The sequence below is a fragment of the Sphingomonas sp. SORGH_AS_0789 genome, assembly GCF_031453055.1.
In the GTDB taxonomy this organism is placed as follows: domain Bacteria; phylum Pseudomonadota; class Alphaproteobacteria; order Sphingomonadales; family Sphingomonadaceae; genus Sphingomonas.
In genome coordinates, this window is record NZ_JAVIYV010000001.1 from 1,709,694 (window position 1) to 1,729,271 (window position 19,578).

At 68.7% G+C, this 19,578-nt stretch carries 20 protein-coding genes; 10 read left to right on the top strand and 10 right to left on the bottom strand.

The window, feature by feature from the left end; translation table 11 throughout:
- Positions 1 to 2: 2 nt before the first annotated feature.
- The 5 genes from QE360_RS07955 to thiD all read right to left on the bottom strand — a co-directional run bounded on the left by QE360_RS07955 (position 3) and on the right by thiD (position 4,877).
- Positions 3 to 764 carry an exonuclease domain-containing protein gene (locus QE360_RS07955; RefSeq protein WP_309700619.1) on the bottom strand — a complete coding sequence of 254 codons (762 nt, stop codon included), beginning with the start codon at positions 762 to 764 and terminating at the stop codon, positions 3 to 5.
- 52 nt (positions 765 to 816) lie between these two features.
- Complete coding sequence (gene folP, locus QE360_RS07960; RefSeq protein ID WP_309700621.1) at positions 817 to 1,872, bottom strand: dihydropteroate synthase; 1,056 nt, start codon at positions 1,870 to 1,872, stop codon at positions 817 to 819.
- 147 nt (positions 1,873 to 2,019) lie between these two features.
- Entirely contained in the window at positions 2,020 to 3,159 is a 1,140-nt protein-coding gene (locus tag QE360_RS07965) for a site-specific DNA-methyltransferase (protein WP_307101120.1), read from the bottom strand.
- Positions 3,160 to 3,380: 221 nt separating this feature from the next.
- Positions 3,381 to 3,977 (bottom strand): ribonuclease HII, encoded by a 597-nt coding sequence (locus tag QE360_RS07970; protein ID WP_309700623.1) that lies wholly within the window; start codon positions 3,975 to 3,977, stop codon positions 3,381 to 3,383.
- A 72-nt stretch (positions 3,978 to 4,049) separates the two neighbouring features.
- A complete protein-coding gene (thiD, locus tag QE360_RS07975; RefSeq protein ID WP_309697781.1) occupies positions 4,050 to 4,877 on the bottom strand; it encodes a bifunctional hydroxymethylpyrimidine kinase/phosphomethylpyrimidine kinase in 828 nt (275 codons plus the stop codon).
- A gap of 280 nt (positions 4,878 to 5,157) precedes the next feature.
- Here thiD and QE360_RS07980 point away from each other — a divergent pair, with 280 nt between their 5' ends.
- Positions 5,158 to 6,042 (top strand): bestrophin family protein, encoded by an 885-nt coding sequence (locus QE360_RS07980; RefSeq protein WP_307101110.1) that lies wholly within the window; start codon positions 5,158 to 5,160, stop codon positions 6,040 to 6,042.
- 39 nt (positions 6,043 to 6,081) lie between these two features.
- On the opposite strand, the gene QE360_RS07985 is transcribed toward QE360_RS07980, so the two are convergent.
- Entirely contained in the window at positions 6,082 to 7,503 is a 1,422-nt protein-coding gene (locus QE360_RS07985; RefSeq protein ID WP_309697777.1) for a sigma-54 dependent transcriptional regulator, read from the bottom strand.
- A gap of 245 nt (positions 7,504 to 7,748) precedes the next feature.
- Here QE360_RS07985 and QE360_RS07990 point away from each other — a divergent pair, with 245 nt between their 5' ends.
- The 6 genes from QE360_RS07990 to QE360_RS08015 all read left to right on the top strand — a co-directional run bounded on the left by QE360_RS07990 (position 7,749) and on the right by QE360_RS08015 (position 12,412).
- On the top strand, positions 7,749 to 7,883 hold the full coding sequence (locus QE360_RS07990; protein WP_307101107.1) for an aa3-type cytochrome c oxidase subunit IV: 135 nt from the start codon (positions 7,749 to 7,751) through the stop codon (positions 7,881 to 7,883).
- Between the two features lie 10 nt (positions 7,884 to 7,893).
- Positions 7,894 to 9,015: an NAD(P) transhydrogenase subunit alpha gene (locus tag QE360_RS07995; protein WP_309704102.1), complete on the top strand. Its 1,122-nt coding sequence runs from the start codon at positions 7,894 to 7,896 to the stop codon at positions 9,013 to 9,015.
- 129 nt (positions 9,016 to 9,144) lie between these two features.
- Positions 9,145 to 9,513 (top strand): DUF559 domain-containing protein, encoded by a 369-nt coding sequence (locus tag QE360_RS08000; protein ID WP_309700624.1) that lies wholly within the window; start codon positions 9,145 to 9,147, stop codon positions 9,511 to 9,513.
- A 1-nt stretch (position 9,514) separates the two neighbouring features.
- Positions 9,515 to 9,814 (top strand): proton-translocating transhydrogenase family protein, encoded by a 300-nt coding sequence (locus tag QE360_RS08005; protein WP_307101104.1) that lies wholly within the window; start codon positions 9,515 to 9,517, stop codon positions 9,812 to 9,814.
- Positions 9,811 to 11,355, top strand: a complete 1,545-nt coding sequence (locus QE360_RS08010) for an NAD(P)(+) transhydrogenase (Re/Si-specific) subunit beta (protein WP_405052579.1) — start codon at positions 9,811 to 9,813, stop codon at positions 11,353 to 11,355. The genes QE360_RS08005 and QE360_RS08010 overlap by 4 nt, the downstream gene beginning before the upstream one ends.
- 142 nt (positions 11,356 to 11,497) lie before the next feature.
- Positions 11,498 to 12,412, top strand: coding sequence for a winged helix DNA-binding protein (locus QE360_RS08015; protein WP_309700625.1), 915 nt, complete (start codon positions 11,498 to 11,500; stop codon positions 12,410 to 12,412).
- Positions 12,413 to 12,414: 2 nt separating this feature from the next.
- Here the strand turns inward: QE360_RS08015 and QE360_RS08020 are convergent, their stop codons facing one another.
- Both QE360_RS08020 and dapF read right to left on the bottom strand, forming a co-directional pair.
- A complete protein-coding gene (locus QE360_RS08020; protein ID WP_309700627.1) occupies positions 12,415 to 13,239 on the bottom strand; it encodes an oxygenase MpaB family protein in 825 nt (274 codons plus the stop codon).
- Between the two features lie 251 nt (positions 13,240 to 13,490).
- Entirely contained in the window at positions 13,491 to 14,426 is a 936-nt protein-coding gene (gene dapF, locus QE360_RS08025) for a diaminopimelate epimerase (RefSeq protein ID WP_309700629.1), read from the bottom strand.
- Between the two features lie 115 nt (positions 14,427 to 14,541).
- Here dapF and QE360_RS08030 point away from each other — a divergent pair, with 115 nt between their 5' ends.
- From QE360_RS08030 to QE360_RS08040, 3 genes are all read left to right on the top strand, one after another.
- Complete coding sequence (locus QE360_RS08030) at positions 14,542 to 15,105, top strand: helix-turn-helix transcriptional regulator (protein WP_309700631.1); 564 nt, start codon at positions 14,542 to 14,544, stop codon at positions 15,103 to 15,105.
- On the top strand, positions 15,105 to 15,893 hold the full coding sequence (locus QE360_RS08035) for a glutaminyl-peptide cyclotransferase (protein WP_309700633.1): 789 nt from the start codon (positions 15,105 to 15,107) through the stop codon (positions 15,891 to 15,893). The genes QE360_RS08030 and QE360_RS08035 overlap by 1 nt, the downstream gene beginning before the upstream one ends.
- A gap of 220 nt (positions 15,894 to 16,113) precedes the next feature.
- The gene (locus tag QE360_RS08040; RefSeq protein ID WP_307101092.1) at positions 16,114 to 16,563 is read left to right on the top strand and encodes an Rrf2 family transcriptional regulator; all 450 of its coding nucleotides are present in this window, start codon (positions 16,114 to 16,116) and stop codon (positions 16,561 to 16,563) included.
- Positions 16,564 to 16,827: 264 nt separating this feature from the next.
- Here the strand turns inward: QE360_RS08040 and QE360_RS08045 are convergent, their stop codons facing one another.
- Positions 16,828 to 18,039 (bottom strand): DUF1501 domain-containing protein, encoded by a 1,212-nt coding sequence (locus tag QE360_RS08045; RefSeq protein ID WP_309700634.1) that lies wholly within the window; start codon positions 18,037 to 18,039, stop codon positions 16,828 to 16,830.
- A 9-nt stretch (positions 18,040 to 18,048) separates the two neighbouring features.
- Positions 18,049 to 19,560, bottom strand: coding sequence for a DUF1800 domain-containing protein (locus QE360_RS08050; RefSeq protein WP_309700636.1), 1,512 nt, complete (start codon positions 19,558 to 19,560; stop codon positions 18,049 to 18,051).
- Positions 19,561 to 19,578: the final 18 nt, after the last annotated feature.

Sequence of the window (19,578 nt, forward strand, 5' to 3'; positions counted from 1 at the left end):
CGTTACAGCAGCATTTGCTGCGGGCTGGTGCGGCCGACATGACCGCCGCCCTGCCGCCGCGCCATCTCGGTTTCGGCGGTGAAGCGGACATCGGGATCGCGGTCGGTCAGGAACCCGATCAGCGAATCCTCGTCGATCTCGCGCCAGTCCTTGCCGCGATCGGGGCCATAGCGGACGCGCGGCAACAGGCCGGGGCTGCGCGACCATTCCAGCAGCTGCGCCAGGCCCGCCTCGTTCAGCTGGTCGCGCAGATGGTGCGCGGTGACATAGGCGTCGGGAAAGGCGCGGTGGATGGGCAGGCCGCGCTCATGCACCAGCCCGGCGGGCTTGCGCCAGTAGCGCAGGACCTGGTTGGAGAAGCTGGGGCTGTCGGGCCACAGGCGCAGCGCGCATTTCCAAGTGCAGATCCAGTCGGCGGACTGGGTCATGGCGGGGGTGCAATATTGCTGCTCGAAATCGGCGCGGTGCGCCGCCAGCGCCAGGCGACGCGGCCAGGGGTCGAGAACGCGCCGCGCGACATCATGCCACCAGGGGGCGTCGGCGACCTGCTCGTCCAGGATATGGTGGATCGCCTGGGTGATCGGCGGAATCGGGCGGCCGGGATTGACCAGGATATTGCCGCCCTCGCCCTCCAGCTCCCAACGGCCGTCCTTGCCCAGCGCGACATCTTGCCACCCGATTTCGCACACGCCGTGGGTGGGCGGGGCCTGTCCGGTCGTCTCCAGGTCGATGACACGGATAATCTGGGGCTGGGGACGCTGCATGGCCCCTATGTGGGCGTTCGGGGCGCGAAAAGCGAGGGGCTTGTCCCCCGTGCTATCCCATCAGGGCGCGGTCGCGCAGGCCGCGCCAGACATGCAGCGCCTGCACCGTCTCGGCCACGTCGTGCACGCGGATCAGCTGCACCCCCGCCTCCGCCCCCTTCAGCGCCAGCGCCAGCGAGCCGCCGAGCCGGGCATCCACCGGGGCTTCGTTCGACAGCGCACCGATCATCCGCTTGCGGCTGGCGCCCAGCATGATCGGACAACCCAGGCCGTGGAACAGGGCCAGCCCGTTGATCAGCGCGAGATTGTCGGCCAGCGACTTGCCGAAGCCGATGCCCGGATCGACCATGATCCGCGACCGATCGACCCCGGCGGCCACCACGGCCGCGACCCGCGCCTCCAGCCAGTCGAACACGTCCGTCAGCACATCGCCGTAACCGACCCGGCCGTGCCCGCCCTTGTCGGGGTCGGGGGAGTGCATCAGGATCACGGGGCAGCCCGCCTTCGCCACCACCTCCAGCGCGCGGTCGTCCCACAGGAGCGCGGCGACATCGTTGACGATGCCCGCCCCCGCCGCGAGCGCCGCCTCCATGACGGCGGCCTTGCGCGTGTCGATCGACACCAATGCGCCGCCGCGCGCCAGTCGCTCGATGACGGGGGCGGTGCGGGCGATCTCGTCGCCTTCCCACACGGTGGCCGCGCCGGGGCGGGTGGACTCGCCGCCCAGGTCAATCACGCTCGCGCCGATCGCCGCCATCGCCATGCCGCTGTCCGCCGCCGCGGCGGGGTCGCCGACATGCTTGCCGCCGTCGGAGAAGCTGTCGGGGGTGACGTTCAGGATGGCGGCGACCTGAGGCTGGTCGAAACGCAGCGTGCGCGGCCCCATCACCCAGGGCGCACGGGGAGCGGTGAAGGCGGCGTGCTGCGCGTCGGCACGGGGCGAGCCGCCCAGTTCCGCTGCGAAGCGCGCAACGGGGACGATGCGACGGCTGGTTCCTTCGCGGACCTCATAGGCCGAGAACCACTGCATCCCGCCCGCCAGACGCAGGGCGCTGCCGTCTTCCAGGCCCACAGGGGTATCGACGAACTGGATGGGGCGCAGGTGCATGATCTTGTCCTAAAATCCTCCCCGGCACGGGGAGGTGGCAGGGCGAAGCCCTGACGGAGGGGGCTGCCACATAGGTCGTCCCGTGCGGCGATCCCCCTCCACCACCGCTTTGCGGTGGTCCCCCTCCCCGTGCCGGGGAGGATCGTTTTACGGTTGCGTGGCCAGCAGCCAGGTCTGGCGCATCGCGTCGATCGGCTTCAGCGCGCCTTCCAGTTCGTAATGCCAGAAGGTCCAGCCATTGCAGGTCGGCCGGTTCTGAAGCAGCGAGCCCAGCCGGTGGATCGACCCCGCCTGCCCGCAATCGGACAGCAGCGAGCCGTCTGCGCGGACCGTCGCGCGCCATTTGCGCTTGGCATCCATCAGCGGCATGCCGGGCATCAGATAGCCATTTTCGACCAGCGTGCCGAACGCCACCTTGGGCTGGGCCTTGGGGCTCTGCATCGTCGCCAATGCGCTTTCGTCGAGCGGCAGCGCGGCCTCGATCCGCTCGATCGCGGCGGCGCAATAGGTCGGCTCGCGCTCGATCCCGATCCAGCGGCGGCCCAGCCGCTTGGCCACCGCGCCGGTCGTGCCGGTGCCGAAAAAGGGGTCCGCGATCACGTCGCCGGGCCGGGTGCAGGCCAGCAGGATGCGATAGAGCAAAGCCTCGGGCTTCTGGGTCGGGTGGACCTTGTGCCCGTCCTTCTTCAACCGCTCCTGACCGCCGCAGATCGGGAATTCCCAGTCCGACCGCATCTGGATCTCGTCGTTCAGCGTCTTCATCGAGCGATAGTTGAAGGTGTATTTCGCCTTCTCGCCCTTCGACGCCCAGATCAGCGTTTCGTGCGCGTTGGTGAAGCGGGTGCCCTTGAAATTGGGCATGGGGTTGGACTTGCGCCAGATGATGTCGTTGAGGATCCAGAAGCCCAGATCCTGCACCGCGGTCCCGACGCGGAAGATGTTGTGATAGCTGCCGATGACCCAGAGCGAGCCATTGTCCTTGAGGACGCGGTAGCATTCCGCCAGCCAGGCGCGGGTGAAGGCGTCATAGGCGGCGAAGGTGTCGAACTTGTCCCAGGCGTCGGTGACGGCGTCGACATGGCTGCCATCGGGGCGGAACAGCTCGCCGCCGAGCTGGAGGTTATAGGGGGGGTCGGCGAACACCATGTCGACCGACTTGTCGGGCAGCGAGCGGAGCGCCGCGATACAGTCGCCCATCAGGATCTGGTCGAGCGGCAGGTCGCTTTCGCGGTGCGCCGATACCGGCCGCGTCCCGATCGGCTTTGCCACCGTCTGGATCACCCCCATGCTACGTTCCTTCTACCCTCGAACCCTCGCATCCACCCGGAATGAGTCACACGTCAAGAGGCGATTCGCATGCACGACTCGCGTGATTCCGCCAGATTCGGCGACGTGTTGCGATTTCGTGGCAGATATTGGGGGTGTGGATAACTCTGCCCCCAAGGGACGGGGTGTGGCGATTGCGACTCGGGTCGCCCGTAAAATCCTCGCCCTGTCCGATCGCGGGATCAAAGGTCCAGATAACATTGCGCCACGGGGGCGAAGCTGCGGCGGTGGAGCGGCGAGGGGCCATGTTCGCGCAGCGCCGCCAGATGCGTCGCCGAGCCATACCCCTTGTTGCTGTGCCAGCCATAAGCGGGCCATTGCTCGGCCGCCGCGATCATCATCTCGTCGCGGACATGCTTGGCCACGATCGAGGCCGCGCCGATCGCCAGCGACTTGGCATCGCCCCCGACGATCGCGGTGGCGGCATAGCCCCATTTGGGCAGGCGGTTGCCGTCGACCAGCACATGCGCGGGGTGGCCGCCCAGCGTCTCGACCACCGCGTCGACCGCCAGCGTCATCGCCTTCATCGTCGCCCAATAGATGTTGAGCCGGTCGATCTCCTCGGGATGGACGATCCCCACGCCGACCACCGCGCAGGCGCGGATCTCGGCACAGAGGCGCGCGCGGGTCTTTTCGGTCAGCTTCTTGGAATCGTTGATGCCGCCGGGGCAGTCCCGCTCGGGAAGGATGACGGCGGCCGCGACCACCGGCCCCGCCAGCGGCCCGCGCCCCGCCTCGTCCACGCCGCACAGGGGCATGGGAAAGCTGTGATCGACCATGGCGGGGGCTTTATCGTTGTGCGAGCGGGATAGGAAGATGCCCATTCCTCCCCTCGCAGGGGAGGAATGGGGCTACCCCCAGCGCGCCGCAAAGGCGGCGGCGTCCCAGCCTTCGCGGCTGATCGCGGCGAGCAGGTGATAGAAGGGGACCATGCCCAGCCCATGCCCCATCGGGCCATGCCCCTGGCCCAGCCCCGGTGCGGCGGCGAGCGCGGCCTGGACGAAGGCGATGGCGCGGTCGACCGAATCCGCCAGCGCCATGCCCTGGCCCAGCCCGGTCGCAATCGCGCTGGCCAGGGTACAGCCGGTGCCATGGGTCGAGCGCGTGTCGAGCCGGGGATGCTGCCAGCGTTGCTCGCCGCCGGGCGCGACCAGCCGGTCCTCGATCACCGGGCCCTCGCCATGGCCGCCCTTGACCAGCAGCGCGCGCGTCTGGTGCCGGACCATCGCCTCGCCCCCCAGCGCGGCGAGTTCGGGCAGGTTGGGGGTGGTCAGCGCGGCCAGCCCCAAGAACCGGCGAAAGGCAGCGATGACATCGGCATCGGCCAGCACCGACCCGCTGGTCGCGATCATCACGGGATCGAACACGACCGGAAGGTCCAGCGTCTCCAGCCGGTCGGCCAGCGCATGCGCGGTTTCGGCCGATCCGATCATCCCGATCTTGACCGCGTCCGCGCCGATATCGGCCAGCACGCTGTCGATCTGCGCCATCACCATCGCGGTCGGCACCGGGTGCACCGCCTGCACGCCCAGCGTGTTCTGTGCGGTGATGGCGGTGATCGCGGTCATCGGATGGCCGCCCAGCATCGCCACCGTCTTGATATCCGCCTGTATCCCGGCGCCCCCGCCTGAATCGGAACCGGCGACGATCAGGATGCGGGGCGGGGGCGTGACGCTCATATTTTTTCGTCATGCCCGCCGGGCGTGCGGCGGGCAAGCGTCGGTGCGCCGCACGACGTTCCATTGCGCCTGGCACCGGGGAATAAACGAAGGCGCAAGAACGGCTTGGCGTCGTTTCGACGGCCTTCCGGACGGCGGCGACTCTGTGGCCGGTTCGTGACGTTTGGTTTCCGGCGGGCCGCGCCCCTTTCCCCGCCGCGGCGCTCGCTTATTTCGGACGCGCATCCATTCGGCGCATTATCGCGTTGCAGCGCATCGTGGATGACAAGGGAGACCTGATTTGATCGTTGACGCCGTACCACGCACCCGCATCATCATTTCCGAGGTATGGCGTCCCCTGCTGGCGCTGTTCATCTGGGACGTGATCGTCACGGTCGCCTATTATGTCCTGCCGTTCAAGGCGCCGTCGCTGCCGCTGACCCTGTTCGGCACCGCGCTCGCGCTGTTCCTGGGGTTTCGCACCAACTCGGCCTATCAGCGCTGGTGGGAGGGGCGGCAGCTCTGGGGCCTGATGATCAACGCCTCGCGCAACATCGCACGCAGCGCGCGCAACTTCCTGCCCGATCCCGAGGCGCACGACATGAAGCGATCGATCGTGCTGCGCCAGATCGCCTATGTGAACGCCCTGCGCTGCCAGTTGCGCAAGCAGCCTGTCGATACCGAGGTGCTGCGCTTCCTGTCGCGCGGCGAGGCGGAGCCCGCGCTGGCGCGGACCAACACCGCCAACGGGCTGCTCGACGGCACCGGCCGCCGGATCGACGATGCCCGCCGCAAGGGCTGGATCGACACCATCCAGCAGACCCAGATGGAATCAGTGCTGGTCGACATCGCCAATTCGCAGGGCGGCATGGAGCGGCTGAAGAACACCCCGCTGCCCAACCAGTATCGCTTCATCCCGGCCTTCTTCACCCGGCTGTTCTGCGTGCTGCTGCCGATCGGGCTGGTCGAGACGCTGGGCTTCGCCACGCCGGTCGGCTCGTCGATCGCGGGGCTGATGTTCCTGGCCGCGTTGCAGATCGGCGACGATCTGGTTGATCCCTTTTCCGATACGGTCCACGACCTGCCGCTGAGCGCAATGTGCCGGACGATCGAGATCGACCTGCTCCAGGCGATCGGCGACCCCGCACCCGAACCGATGAAGCCGGTCGACGGCGTGCTCTGGTAAGATCCCTGCGCTCCTCCTCCGGCCGCGCCGCGGGAGGGGTCAGGCGGCGTTGTCGATGCCCAGCTCGCCCAGCTTGCGATAGAGTGTCGAGCGCCCGATCCCCAGCCGCCGCGCGACCTCGGTCATGCGGCCGCGATAATGGCCGATCGCCAGGCGGATGACATCGGCCTCGATATCCTCCAGCGGGCGCAGATTGCCGTCGGGGCGGAACAGGTTGATCCCGCCATTGTGCATCCCGTTCGCCGCGCCGGTCGTCGCCGAGGGCCGGTCGCCGAGCGAGGCGATCTGCGGGAAATCCGAGGCGTTGAGCACATCGCCCTCGCACAGCACGGCGGCGCGGAAGAGCGCGTTCTGCAACTGGCGGACATTGCCCGGCCAGTCATAGCGGCGCAGCAGGTCGAGCGCGTCCTCGGTGATGCCCAGCCAGCGCAGCCCCGGCTGCTGCGCGATCCGGTCGAGCAGATGCCTTGCTAGCGCGGGCACGTCGTCCGCGCGGTCGCGCAGCGGCGGGATCGCGACATGGACGGTGTTGAGCTTGTAATAAAGGTCCTCGCGGAAACGCCCCGCCTCGACCGCTTCCAGCAGGCGTCCGTCGGAGGCGGCGATGACGCGGACATCGACCTCGCGCGCGTGGCGGGCGCCCAGCGGCACGATCGCCCCGGTGTGGAGCATGTCGAGCAGCCGCGCCTGCGTGTCGAGCGGCATGCCCGAAATCTCGTCGAGGAACAGGGTCGATCCGTCCGCCTCGACCATCTTGCCGATCCGCCGCTCGAACGCGCCGGCAAAGGCGCCTTCCTCATGGCCGAAGATGATGCTGTCGAGCTGGTTGGCGGGGGTGGCGGCGCAGTTGACGCGCAGCATCGGCCGATCGGCGCGGGGGGAGGCGGCATGGATCGCCTCGGCCAGCGATTCCTTGCCGACGCCGCCTTCGCCCTCCAGCAGCACCGACACGCGGGCGCGCGCGGCCTTGGCGGCGACGGCCAGCGCGGCGCGGAATTCGGGCGCGTCGCCGACGATATCGTCAAAGGCGAGCAGCGCGGGGATCTTCTCGGTCAGCGGGCGAAGCTCGCCGCTGGTCTGCGCGGCGACCGCCGCCTCCAGCGCGCCGAGCAGGCGCTCGGGGGCCAGCGGCTTGACCAGGAAGTCGGTCGCACCCGCGCGCATCGCCGCCACCGCCTGTGCCACCGAGTCATTGGCGGTCAGCATCAGGATGGGCAGTTCGGGGCGAAGCGCATGGCAATCGGCGATCAGGGCGGTGGCATCCGCGCCGGGTGCCCAGTGATCGATCAGCACGGCGTCCAACTCGCGCCCCTGTACCGAACCCAGGACGGAGGCCGCCATATCGGCATCGGTCGCGAACAGCGTGCGCCAGCCGCCGCGCTGCGCCAAAGCGGCAATCAGTCGCCGTTGCGCAGGTTCGTCGTCGATCAGCAGCAGCAAACGTTGGCCGTTGCGCGTCATAAACCGTCCCGTAGTCCCCGTTGCCCCCTGGATGGCGCAACTTTGTTAAAATCTGCGTTAATTCGGGACAATGTCCGAAACACGACGCAAAGGCACGTCTTATATTGCGACCCAAGCGTTCGATTTTGCGCCGTTACGACCCATGGGCCATTTCGGGGTTGATCCGCCTGTGCCGGTGAATAAGCTCCTGATCCGGTGAATGCGGAAGGACCCACTTTCGCATGCCGACAGCAAGGGTGAGGATCATGGCGGCCAACGAGACCGGCACCGGCGACATGAAGGCGCATGTCGCGACCTATGATCGAATGATCGGAATGCTGAAATGGGGATCGATCGGCGTCGCCATTCTGGTGGCGATCGTCCTCTGGCTGATCGCGTGATGTGATGGGCGTGCATATCGCGGTGCTGCGGGAGACGGCCGGGGACGAGAGCCGCGTCGCCGCCACGCCGGAGACGGTGCGCAAGCTGACCGCGCTGGGCGCGACGCTGGCGGTCGAACGCGGCGCGGGGCAGGCGGCTGGGATCGCCGATAGTGATTACGAACAGGCGGGCGCGACCGTCGCCGAACGCGGCGAGGTGCTGGCGGGGGCGGGGATCGTCCTGGCCGTCCAGGCGCCCGAGGTCGAGGGGCTGCGCGGGGTGGGCCAGGGTGCCTGGGTGGTCGCGGCCTTCGATCCGTTCCGGCGGCACGAGACGGTCGCGGGCTATGCCGCTGCCGGGCTGGAGGCGCTGGCGATGGACCTGATGCCGCGCATCACCCGCGCCCAGTCGATGGACATATTGTCGTCCCAGTCCAATCTGGCCGGGTACAAGGCGGTGCTGGAGGCGGCGAACGCCTATGGCCGCGCTTTGCCGATGATGATGACGGCGGCGGGGACGATCCCGGCGGCGCGCGTCTTCGTGATGGGGGTGGGCGTCGCGGGGCTCCAGGCGATCGCGACCGCGCGGCGGCTGGGCGCGCAGGTGTCGGCCACCGATGTCCGCTCGGCCACCCGGGAACAGATCCAGTCGCTGGGCGCCAAGCCGATCTTCGTCGAGGGCGTGGCGGGGATCGAGGGCGAAGGCACCGGCGGCTATGCGGGCGAGACCAGCGAGGAATATCGCGCGGCGCAAGGCCAACTGGTCGCCGGGCATATCGCCAGGCAGGACATCGTCATCACCACCGCGCTGATCCCCGGCCGCCCCGCGCCGCGGCTGGTGACGGATGCGCAGGTCGCGACGATGCGGCCGGGCAGCGTCATCGTAGACCTGGCGGTCGAGGCGGGCGGCAATGTCGAGGGCGCGGTGGCGGGCGAGGTGGTGACGCGCCACGGCGTCACGATCATCGGCCACCGCAACATGCCCGGCCGCCTGGCCGCCGACGCCTCCGCGCTGTTCGCGCGCAACCTGCACAATTTCCTGGCCGCCTTCTGGGACAAGGATGCCGGGTGCCCGGTGCTCGACGCGGAGATCGGCGACGCGATCCGGCTGACCCGGGGCGGGCAGGTGGTGAACCCGAGGTTGCAGTCGTGACCCCCATTCCTCCCCTGCAAGGGGAGGTGGCAGGGCGAAGCCCTGACGGAGGGGTGTCGCGTTATCGAGAGGGGGACACCCCTCCGACGCGCTGCGCGCGCCACCTCCCCTCAAAGGGGAGGAATTAGGGTGTTACAGGGCGACGAAGGGATCGACGGTCGGGCGCGGGGGTTGCGGCGGGCGATGTCGGCACCCGAAGTCACGTTGTGGCAGGTGCTCCGCCGACGTCCCGGTGGCTTCAAATTCCGGCGTCAGCATCCGTCAGGCCCCTATGTCGCCGATTTCTACTGTCACGAGGCAAGACTGGTCGTTGAGGTGGATGGCGAAGCGCATGGTCGTGGCGATCGACCGGCACGCGACGAGGTCAGGGATCGCTGGTTCGCACATCGCGGCCTGATTACCCTTCGTATCGCAGCGATCGACATCCGGAAAAACATCGAGGGCGTGACCGGCCATATCCTCGCCACCGCCGCCAATCGCCACCTCGGGGAGGAATAAGATGGACTTCGTATCGATCCTGTCGATCTTCGTGCTGGCGTGTTTCGTCGGCTATTATGTCGTCTGGTCGGTGACGCCCGCGCTGCACACGCCGTTGATGGCGGTGACCAACGCGATTTCCTCGGTCATCATCGTCGGGGCGCTGATCGCGTCCGCCGCATCCTCTGGGGCGACGGGTTCGGGCGTGGCCAAGTGGCTGGGGCTGGGCGCCGTGGTGCTGGCCAGCATCAACATCTTCGGCGGCTTCGCGGTGACGCAGCGGATGCTCGCCATGTACCGCAAGAAGGAGAAGCGCTCGTGATCGCCCCCGTGCCGCCCGCGCCGCTCGCCCCTGCGGTCGAGGCCGTTGCCGCGAACCCCTGGGTTTCGCTCGCCTATCTGGTGGCGGGGGTGTGCTTCATCCTGGCGCTGCGCGGGCTGTCGAGCCCGACGACCAGCCAGCGGGGCAATCGCTTCGGCATGATCGGTATGGCGATTGCCGTCGTCACGACGCTGGTGACGCATGTGCCCATGATCGACATGGGTTCGGTCGTGATCGAGGGCTATCCTCAGCTCTCGGGTGAGCGGTTTCGTGTCGACACGCTGGCGGTCCTTGAAATCCTCGCCGCCATCGGCCTGGGCGCGGCGATCGGCATCGTCACGGCACGCCGCATCGCGATGACCGCGATGCCTCAGCTGGTCGCGGCCTTCCACTCGCTCGTCGGCCTCGCCGCCGTGGCGGTCGCCTGTGCCGCCTTCCTCAACCCGGTCGCCTTCGACATCGCCGACATGGTCGTCCCGATGATCGGACAGCCCTTCGCCAGCATCCATGTCGTCAGCCGGGTCGAGATGGCATTGGGCGTCGCGATCGGCGCGATCACCTTTTCCGGCTCGGTGATCGCCTTCCTCAAGCTCAACGGCAATATGGGCGGCAAGCCGATCCTGCTGCCGGGTCGTCATGCGCTGAATGCGGGGCTTCTGGGCGCGATCGTCCTCCTCGTGGCGATGTTCACGCGCGACCAGGCGCCGTGGATCTTCTGGACGATCACGCTCCTGTCCTTCGTCATCGGCTTCCTGCTGATCGTGCCCATCGGCGGCGCGGACATGCCGGTCGTGGTGTCGATGCTGAACAGCTATTCGGGCTGGGCCGCCGCCGCGATGGGCTTCACGCTGCACAATACGGCGATGATCGTGACCGGCGCGCTGGTCGGCAGTTCGGGCGCGATCCTGTCCTATATCATGTGCCGCGCGATGAACCGCAGCTTCGTCAGCGTGATCGCGGGCGGCTTCGGCGCGAGCGATGCGGGGGGTGCGGCTGCGGCGGCGACCGACCGGCCGTGGAAGCGCGGCAGCGCGGAGGACGCGGCCTTCCTGATGAGCCAGGCCGAACAGGTCGTCATCGTCCCCGGTTATGGCATGGCGGTGGCGCAGGCGCAGCATGTCCTGCGCGAGATGGGCGACCTGCTCAAGAAGGAGGGCGTGCGCGTCAAATATGCCATCCACCCGGTCGCGGGGCGGATGCCCGGCCATATGAACGTGCTGCTGGCCGAGGCGAACGTGCCCTATGACGAGGTGTTCGAGCTGGAGGACATCAATGCCGAATTCGCGCAGACCGACGTGGCCTTCGTCATCGGCGCGAACGACGTGACCAACCCGGCGGCCAAGACCGACACGTCCTCGCCCATTTACGGCATGCCGGTGCTCGACGTGGAAAAGGCCAAGACGGTGCTGTTCATCAAGCGGTCGATGGGCGGCGTCGGCTATGCCGGTGTCGATAACGAGCTATTTTATCGCGACAACACCATGATGCTGCTGGCGGACGCGAAGAAGATGGTCGAAGAGATCGTCAAGGCGCTCGGCTGAGCGTCCGATTCGGACTGACGTCGACTCCCGGACGTCATCCCGGTCGCAGCGACGATGGCGATGGCGGGGCGACGGCTCCGCCGGGCCGGTCATGCTGCGACCGTGATCGAAAGCCCGCCATGGCGGGCGGCGGGGAGCAGGTGTGGAACAGCTAGACCCTTATGGGGACGGATTTCCGGTCGTCGTCATCAGCGCGCCCGCGCTGAGCGGCGCGGCGGGGCAGGCGGTGCGCCAGGCCGGCGGGCGGGTGATGCGTGCGATCGACTGGCCCGCGGTCGCCGAGGAGATCGGGCGGCAGGCGGGGCGGCCGCTGCTGATGATCGACACGCACGGCGCGGAGGCGCTGGCGATGGAGGTGGCGCTGGCGCGGATCGACGCGGTGGCGACCGCGCTCGACCTGCCGGTGCTGGTCAGCCTGCCGACCGCCGATATCGATCTGGTCGCGGCCATGCTGCTCGGCCCGCGCGTCGTGATGCTGTGCGACGCGAGCGAGCTGGAGCTGGTCGCCGCGCTGGCGGTGGCGGGGGCGACCAATGGCGGCGCGTCGATGCTGCACGGCCATGTCCATGAGGGCGAATCCGAACGGCTGCGCCAGCTGAACGCCGAGGTCGCCCGGATCGCCGAGGTGCTGGCGCGGCTGTCGGTGCAGGGCGAGGAGGAGGGGCGCGGCGGGGTCGGCGACCGGCATCAGAGTTTCCACGCCGCCACCGCGCGCGCCCAGCCGGGCGATGCCGAGATCGTCCGCCGGATGATCCGCGCGCGGCGGCTGCGCGACGGGCTGTTCGGAGCGGGGCTGTTCGAGGAGCCCGCCTGGGACATGCTGCTCGATCTCTATGCCGCGCATCTGGAGGGGCACCGCGTATCGGTGTCCAGCCTGTGCATCGCCGCCGCCGTCGCGCCGACCACCGCATTGCGCTGGATCGGCAAGATGACCGAGGCGGGGCTGTTCGCGCGCCAGCCCGATCCCGCCGATCGCCGCCGCGCCTTCATGGTGCTGACCGACCGCGCGCTGGAGGGGATGCGCGCCTATCTGGCGGCGCTGCGGCGGCTGGGCTGAGTCTAGCCCGCCAGCGCCCAGCGGATCGCGCCGCCCAGCCGCCGCGTGCCCGCCCGGATGGCGGGACGCATCGCGACCGCGCCGTCCAGGCCATGCAGCCGCGCCGCCCAGTCGGGCAGCAGCGCGATTCCCGCCTGGGTCAGCCAGTTGCTGACGGGCGCGAGCGCAGGGCTGGGGGCGGGCTGGTTGAGCAGCACGCGGGCGACGCTGCGGGTCCGTGCATCGACCCGAAACTCGCCGCGCACCGAGGCGAGGAACCGGGCAAGCTGGTGCCGGTCCTCGGGCACGTCCACGGCCCCCAGGCGGCGCGCGATCTGCGCCATCTCGGCCAGATAGCGGTCGGCCTGTTCATCGGAGAAGTCGGGGTCGCGATAGGTGCGGTGCGCGCGCAGGAAGCTGTCGACCTCGGCGGCATGCACGAAGGTCAGCAGGTGCGGATCGTTGGCGGCATAGGGGGTGCCGTCGGGCAGCGTGCCCTTCACCCGGTCATGCACGTGGCGCACCCGCGCGATCATCTGCTCGGCCGCCTCGGTCGCGCCATAAGTGGTGACCGAGATGAACCCGGCGGTCCGCCGCAGCCGCCCGGCCATGTCACGGCGGAAATCGCTATGATCCCAGACCCCGGCCAGTGCGGCGGGATGGAGCATCTGGATCAGCAGCGAGGCGATGCCGCCCGCCATCATCGCGGTGAAATCGCCATGCACCGCCCAGGTCGCCGAGCCGGGGCCGAACAACCCGTCATCTCCCGGCGGCCGGGTCAGGTCGAGTTCGCGACTGCCGACGACGTCGCGGATCTGGTCGGCAATCTGGCGGCGGACGGGGAGCATGGCGGGATAACGCGTCGGCGGGACGTTGCGTTGCGTTGCGTGCGAGCGAGGGGCATCGGGACGGTCGATGCTTGCCGCGCGTGTTTTCCCGTGGCCTTCGACTTCGCTCAGGCTGAACGGAGTTTGGGGCAAGGGACGCACGGGCAAATCTTGTGGGGGGGCATGGACAGGCCAACATCACGCCAAGGACACATCCCCCCGCTCCGTTCAGCCTGAGCGAAGTCGAAGGCCACGCCCGACACCCGCGCCCCTCAACCCCGCCGGGCCGCCTCCCACGCCGCGCGCTCGTCGGGGAAATGCCGTTCCACCACCAGGTCGCTGGCGGTTTCGCTCGCCAGGTCGACCGTGACCGAGCCCGCCCATTCATAAGTCGCATTGCCCGACAGCGTGACCATGCCGTCCGCCTGCGCGAAGGCGCGGACCAGCCCGCCCCGGTTGAACACCACGGTCGGCACGTCCCAGCCGATCCGCCCGGTCAGGCAGGCGGCATAGGTGGATGCGGCCATCGCGCTGCCGCAACTGTCGGTCAGGCCCACCCCGCGCTCGAAGGTCCGGACGAACAGCGCGTCGCCGCGAACCTCCACGAAGGAGACATTGGCGCGGTTGGGCAGCCAGTCGGGTGCGGCCTCGCAAATGCCGCCCAGACGGACCAGCTCGGCCTCGTCCACCGCGTCGACGAAATGGACGAGATGCGGATTGGGCATGGTGACCGCGGTGAAGCGCCGCCCGGCATCGAGCATGGGCAGCGCCGCCTCGACCAGCCGGTCGGGCGCACCATGGATCGGCCAGGCGGCGGTCGACAGCCCGGCGGGCCCGGCGGTCTCGCGCACCGTATAGACGCCCGGCGCCAGATCGGCGTCATGGACCGCATCGGCGTGCGAGGTCTTGAGCCGGACCGTCGCGGCCTCGATCCCCAGCGCCTCGAACCCGGCGCGCGCGACGCAGCGGACGCCGTTCAGGCAAGTCTCGGCCTCGCTGCCGTCGCTGTTGCGCATCACCATGCCAAAGGCGGCGCGGTCGTCGCCGGGGACCAGCAGCAGCAAGCCATCGCCCCCAACCGGCCCCGCGCGGTTCGCCAGCGCGCGCGCGACCGCGGCCCATTCCGCTTCGCCGAGCGTCAGGGCGCGTGCGTCGATCATCGGGAAATCATTGCCCGAACCATGGCATTTGACGATCTCGAACCGCATGGGCGATAACTCCGACAGAATATGGCTCGGCGCTTAGCCCAGCCGGACGGGCTCCGCCAGCGGCGCGGGCGCCGGACCGGCTGACCGCCGGCAGGGATTGGAGGGGAACAGGGACATGATCACCGCGATCCGGGAAGTGCGGCGGGCCAAGGGCATGACGCTGGACGATGTCGCGCGCGCCTGTTGCCCGCCGACCACGCCGCAGACGATCGGGCGGCTGGAGATGGGGACGCGGACCGTGTCGCTGCCCTGGCTCAACCGCATTGCCGCCGCGCTGGGCTGCACCACCGCCGATCTGGTCACGCTGCCGGTGCGCGAGACGCTGCCGGTCGCGGCCCTGCTGGGGCCGCGCGGGGCGGTTGCACCGCGCAGCGCGCGCGCCGTCTCGCCGCCCTGTGCGACGCCGGGGATGATCGCCGTCACCGTCACCGGCGCGGTCGGCGATTATCGGGCGGGCGATGAGCTCTGGTGCGAACCGCTGGCGCCCGATAGGTTCGCCGATGCCATGAATCGTGATATCCTCGTGCCGCGCCCCGTCGGCGGCTATGTCTTTGCCCGGCTGGCGGCGGTGGGGGACGACACGCTCCGCCTGCTGCCGCTCGAACCCGGCGCCGCCGGCGTGACGGTGGCGGCCCCCGCCTGGATCGCGCGGGTGGCGCGGCTGGTGCGCACGCTGTAATGCGGCTCGCCCTGATCCTGGCGCTCGCCCTGGCGATTCCGGCGGCGGCGCAGCAGACGGCTCCCCCTGCACCGGCCCCGCCGGTGGTGGAGAAGCCCGAGCTGGTCCGCGCCTATCCGCACGACACGACCGCCTTTACCGAAGGGCTGCTGATCGCCGACGGCACGATGTACGAAAGCACGGGGCGCGAGGGGCAGAGCGTGATCCGCCAGGTCGACCTGACCACCGGCAAGACCCAGCGCCAGGCGACCGTCCCCGACGGCCTGTTCGGCGAGGGCATCGTAGCCTGGGGCCAGGAACTGCGCAGCGTCACCTGGCATGGCGGGCGGGGTTTCCGCTGGAGCCGTCCGGCGCTCAAGCGGGTCGGCGAATGGCGCTATGAGGGCGAGGGCTGGGCGATGACCGATGACGGGCATCGGATCATCCTGTCGGACGGCACGCCGCGCCTGCGCTTCCTCGACCCCGCAACGATGAAGGTCGCGCGCACGCTGGACGTGACGGTGAACGGACGGCCGCTCAAGAACCTGAACGAGCTGGAATTTATCGACGGGCAGATCTGGGCCAATGTCTGGATGACCCGCTATATCGTGCGGATCGATCCCGCCTCGGGGCAGGTGGTCGGGGTGATCGATCTGGGCGACCTGATCGCGCGGGTCGGGCTGACCGATCCCGACTCGGTTGCCAACGGCATCGCCTTCGACCGGGTGAAGCACCGCATCTTCGTCACCGGCAAGAACTGGCCCGAGCTGTTCGAGATCCGCCTGCCCGTGTCTGCACCCGCCCGCTGAGGCGGGCGACGTTCCGTCGCGCCTCGCATATCCTTGGCGCCATTATATTTTCCCGATGGTGGGGCCGGATACGGATGCGGACTTGCGCGTTTACGCAGCGGGAATATGCAAAAATAACATGAGTTATGAATTGCGTGTTCGGCCCGATCCGGCCATAAGAGGGTGAGCCCTGTGCCCGCGCGGACGGATCATGGGACGAAGGAATAAGGAGCAACGTTTCTTGCCGACCAGCACGCGTTTTGTCGTTTCGCTGCATATGCTTGCGCTCATGGCCGACCATGGCGATACGCCCCTGCGCTCGGAAGACATCGCGCTCAGCGTCAATTCCAACGCGGCGGTGGTCCGCGCGCTGCTGCTCCGACTGGCGAGCGCCGGGCTGACCCGGTCGCAACTGGGCAATCGCGGCGGCGCGATGCTGGCCCGGCGATCGGCGGAGATTCGGCTGGTCGATGTCTATCAGGCGGTGGAGGATCGCAATTTCTTCGCCTTTCACCGCCAGCCGCCCGAGGGTGACGGGCTGATCGACCGGCATATCACCGCCAGCCTGGAATCGATGCTGACCCCGGTGCGCGAGGCGCTGGAGGACAAGCTGGCCGAACTGACGCTCGACGATGTGCTGGACGACATCCGCGCCCGCGATCAGGCGGTGCCGTTGCGGCTGTCGGCCTGACGTAGAGCTCATCGACATTCAGCATTGCGTCTTTCCCTCTCCCCTGGACAGGGGAGAGGGTTAGCGAAGCTTGCCAGCCTGCTGGCTAGCGCAGCTTGGGTGAGGGGTTGAGCGAGCCCAAAGGCTCGCGTGCTCGCAAAGCGAGCGCCCACCCCTCACCCAGCTCCGACTAAACCTTTGCTTTGGCAAAGGCCAAGTCTGCGCAACCCTCTCCCCTCTACGAGGGGCGAGGGAAGGAAAGGCAATTCTGAATGGCGATCGGCGCTAGACCAGCTTCAGATCGCTCGCGCGGCTGCCGGGGAACAGGGTCGCCAGACGTTCGCCCGACAGGCCGAACTGGCGGCCGACCAGCCCGCCGATCAACGCGCGGTAATCGGTCAGCACCGGCAGGTCGCGATTCTGGTTGAGCGTGGCGGCGGACAGCGCCACCTGATCGCCCGCCATCCGGCCGCCGGACACGCCGCCGCCCAGCACCCAATAGATGCTGCCATGGCCATGATCGGTGCCCCGATCGCCATTCTCGCGGAAGGTGCGGCCGAATTCGGACACCACGACGACCGTCGTCGTGCGCCATGCCTCGGGCCCGATCGCCTGCACGAATCCCGCCAGCCCGCGGCCCAGTTCGCCGATCCGGTCGGCCAGATAGCCGGTCGCGCCGCCCTGGTTCACATGCGTGTCCCAGCCGCCGACATCGACAAAGGCCAGGTTGAACCGATCGCGCATCAGCGTCCCGATCCGCTGCGCCGACAGGGCAAAGCCCTTGGGCGACACCGCGCCGCGGCTGGCGGCCTTCATCTCCTGGTCGAGCGTCCGGTAGACCGTGTCGCGCACCGCAAAGCCTTCGCTGACCGAACGGGCGAGTTCGGGATGACCGGCATACATGCTCTGGATCAGCGCGGCCTGGCGCTGGTCGATCGGCTTGCCGACATTGGCGAGCGCGAGATTGGGGATCGGGTCCTCGCCGCCGCGAAAGCAGAGCGGCAGCTGGTCGGTGAAGGCGATCGGCCGCTCGCTTGTGCCGAGGATATCCGCCAGCCGCGCCATGAAGCCCGAGCCATAATCGCGATGCCCGCCGACCGGCTGGCCCAGCTCGATCGTGTCCTGGGTCTCGAAATGGCTGCGGCTCATATCGTCGGTGCCCGCGAACGGCACGAAGGCGATCTGCCGCGTCTGCCATAGCGGCAGGATCGTGTCCTTCAGCGCCGGGTGGAGCGCCCAGTCGGCGTCCAGCGGCAACGGCGCATGGGGATCGGCCGGATCGGGCCGGGCCAGCGCGATCGTCGGGCGCGACTGGCGATAGAAGTCGCTGCCGCTGGGGCTGACGATGTTCACCGCGTCATAGGCGCCGCGCAGGAACACGACCAGCAAGCGGCTGCCCGCCTGTGGTGCGGCGAAGGCGCGGCCGGCGACGACCATCGGCGCCATGGCGGCGGCGCCCTTCAACAGATCGCGACGATGCAGGGGCGGGATCGTCATGCCATCCTCCTATCGATGCATGAATTCGGGCGAGGAGAAATAGAGCGCGTTCCATTCGGCGGGCGAGCGTGCCTGCGCCAGCGCGGCCAGGGTCGGCTTGCCCAGCGTCGCCATCCGCGCGGTCAGGACGGGCGAATCCTTCAGTATGGGCGGCGGGGCCGGTGGCGGCGGGGTGCCGGGTGCGGCGTCGGGCGACTGGAACAGCCGCGCCGCGCCGCCGCCGATCTGGCGCGCGATATCGAACCGCGTCGCCATCTGCCCCGGCGCCGACCAGCCCGCGCTGGTCAGGTCATAGCCGTCCGGGGTCTCATGATCGTACAGCCCTTCGCCCATCTGTCGGATCCAGCCGACGACCGGCTGCGGATTGGCGATCACCCGGTCGCCATAGGCCAGCCGGACGGCCGACAGCGTATAGTCGACCGGATCCTTGAACCCCCGGCCCGCCGATGCCGCGAATTCGCGCGACCGGATCATCGTCTTCAGGACGGCGGCAATGTCGCCATGCGTCCGGCGAAAGGTCGCCGCCATCCGTTCGACCAAAGCGGGCGGAGGCGTGTCGCCGGTGAAATAGGCCGCCATCTTCTGCGCGATGTGATGCGCGGTCGCCGGGCTGTCGGCGATCAGGTCGAGCGCCTGCTCCACCTCGGCAAAGCCCGATCCTTTGATCTCATGGCCCAGGAAATGCTTGGTCCCGAAATCGTGGCGGGCCGGGTTGAACTCGAACAGCCCGGCCCGGAGATAGAGCGGCTGGAGCTCGGGCTTCAGCCTGGGGGCATCGGGTTTCTGGTCGACGCCGACCCCGGTCAGGATGCGCGCCAGTTCCTGCACATCGGCCTGGGTATAGCCCGAGCCGACGCCCATGGAGTGCAACTCCATGATCTCGCGCGCATAATTCTCGTTGATCTTGCCACGCGCATTCTGGTCATTGTCCAGATAGCGCAACATCGCCGGATGGCGCAGCGTCGCCTCCAGCAGGTCGCGGAACCGGCCCAGTGCATGGGTGCGAATCGTGTCCTCATAATCGCCGACCATCGCCCGAATGTCGCGCTTGCCCGCCTGGACGTTGAAATGGTTGAACCAGAACCAGGTCATCCGCTCTCGCAACGGATCGGGCGCATAGAGGGCGCGCAGCACGAAACGCTGCCGCGCCTCGTCGGCGAGCGCATTCATCGCCTTTTGATAGACCTCGCGCGCGGCCTTTTTGCGGTCGGGATCGGTCAGCAGATTGGCGTCGCGTTGCAGCGCGTCGGTCTCGACGACCAGCGCGGCGACAGGTTCCTTCGAGATGCGCATCGCATCGATCTGCGCCTGCACCGCCGGGGGGAGGGGGGCGGGCGTCGCATCCAGCTGTCCGCGCAGCCAGGCGTCGCTGCCGGGGGCGGGGCCGGTGGCGGGCGCGGCGGACGGTCCCCAGCCGAGCCGCTCGGCCCAAGCCGCGTCGCGCGCCGGATCGGCGGCATGGGCCGGGATCGCGGTCATCAGGACCGGGGCTATCATCAACAGGCTCGCGGTTCGCGTCATGCACCGCTTCTTCCGTTC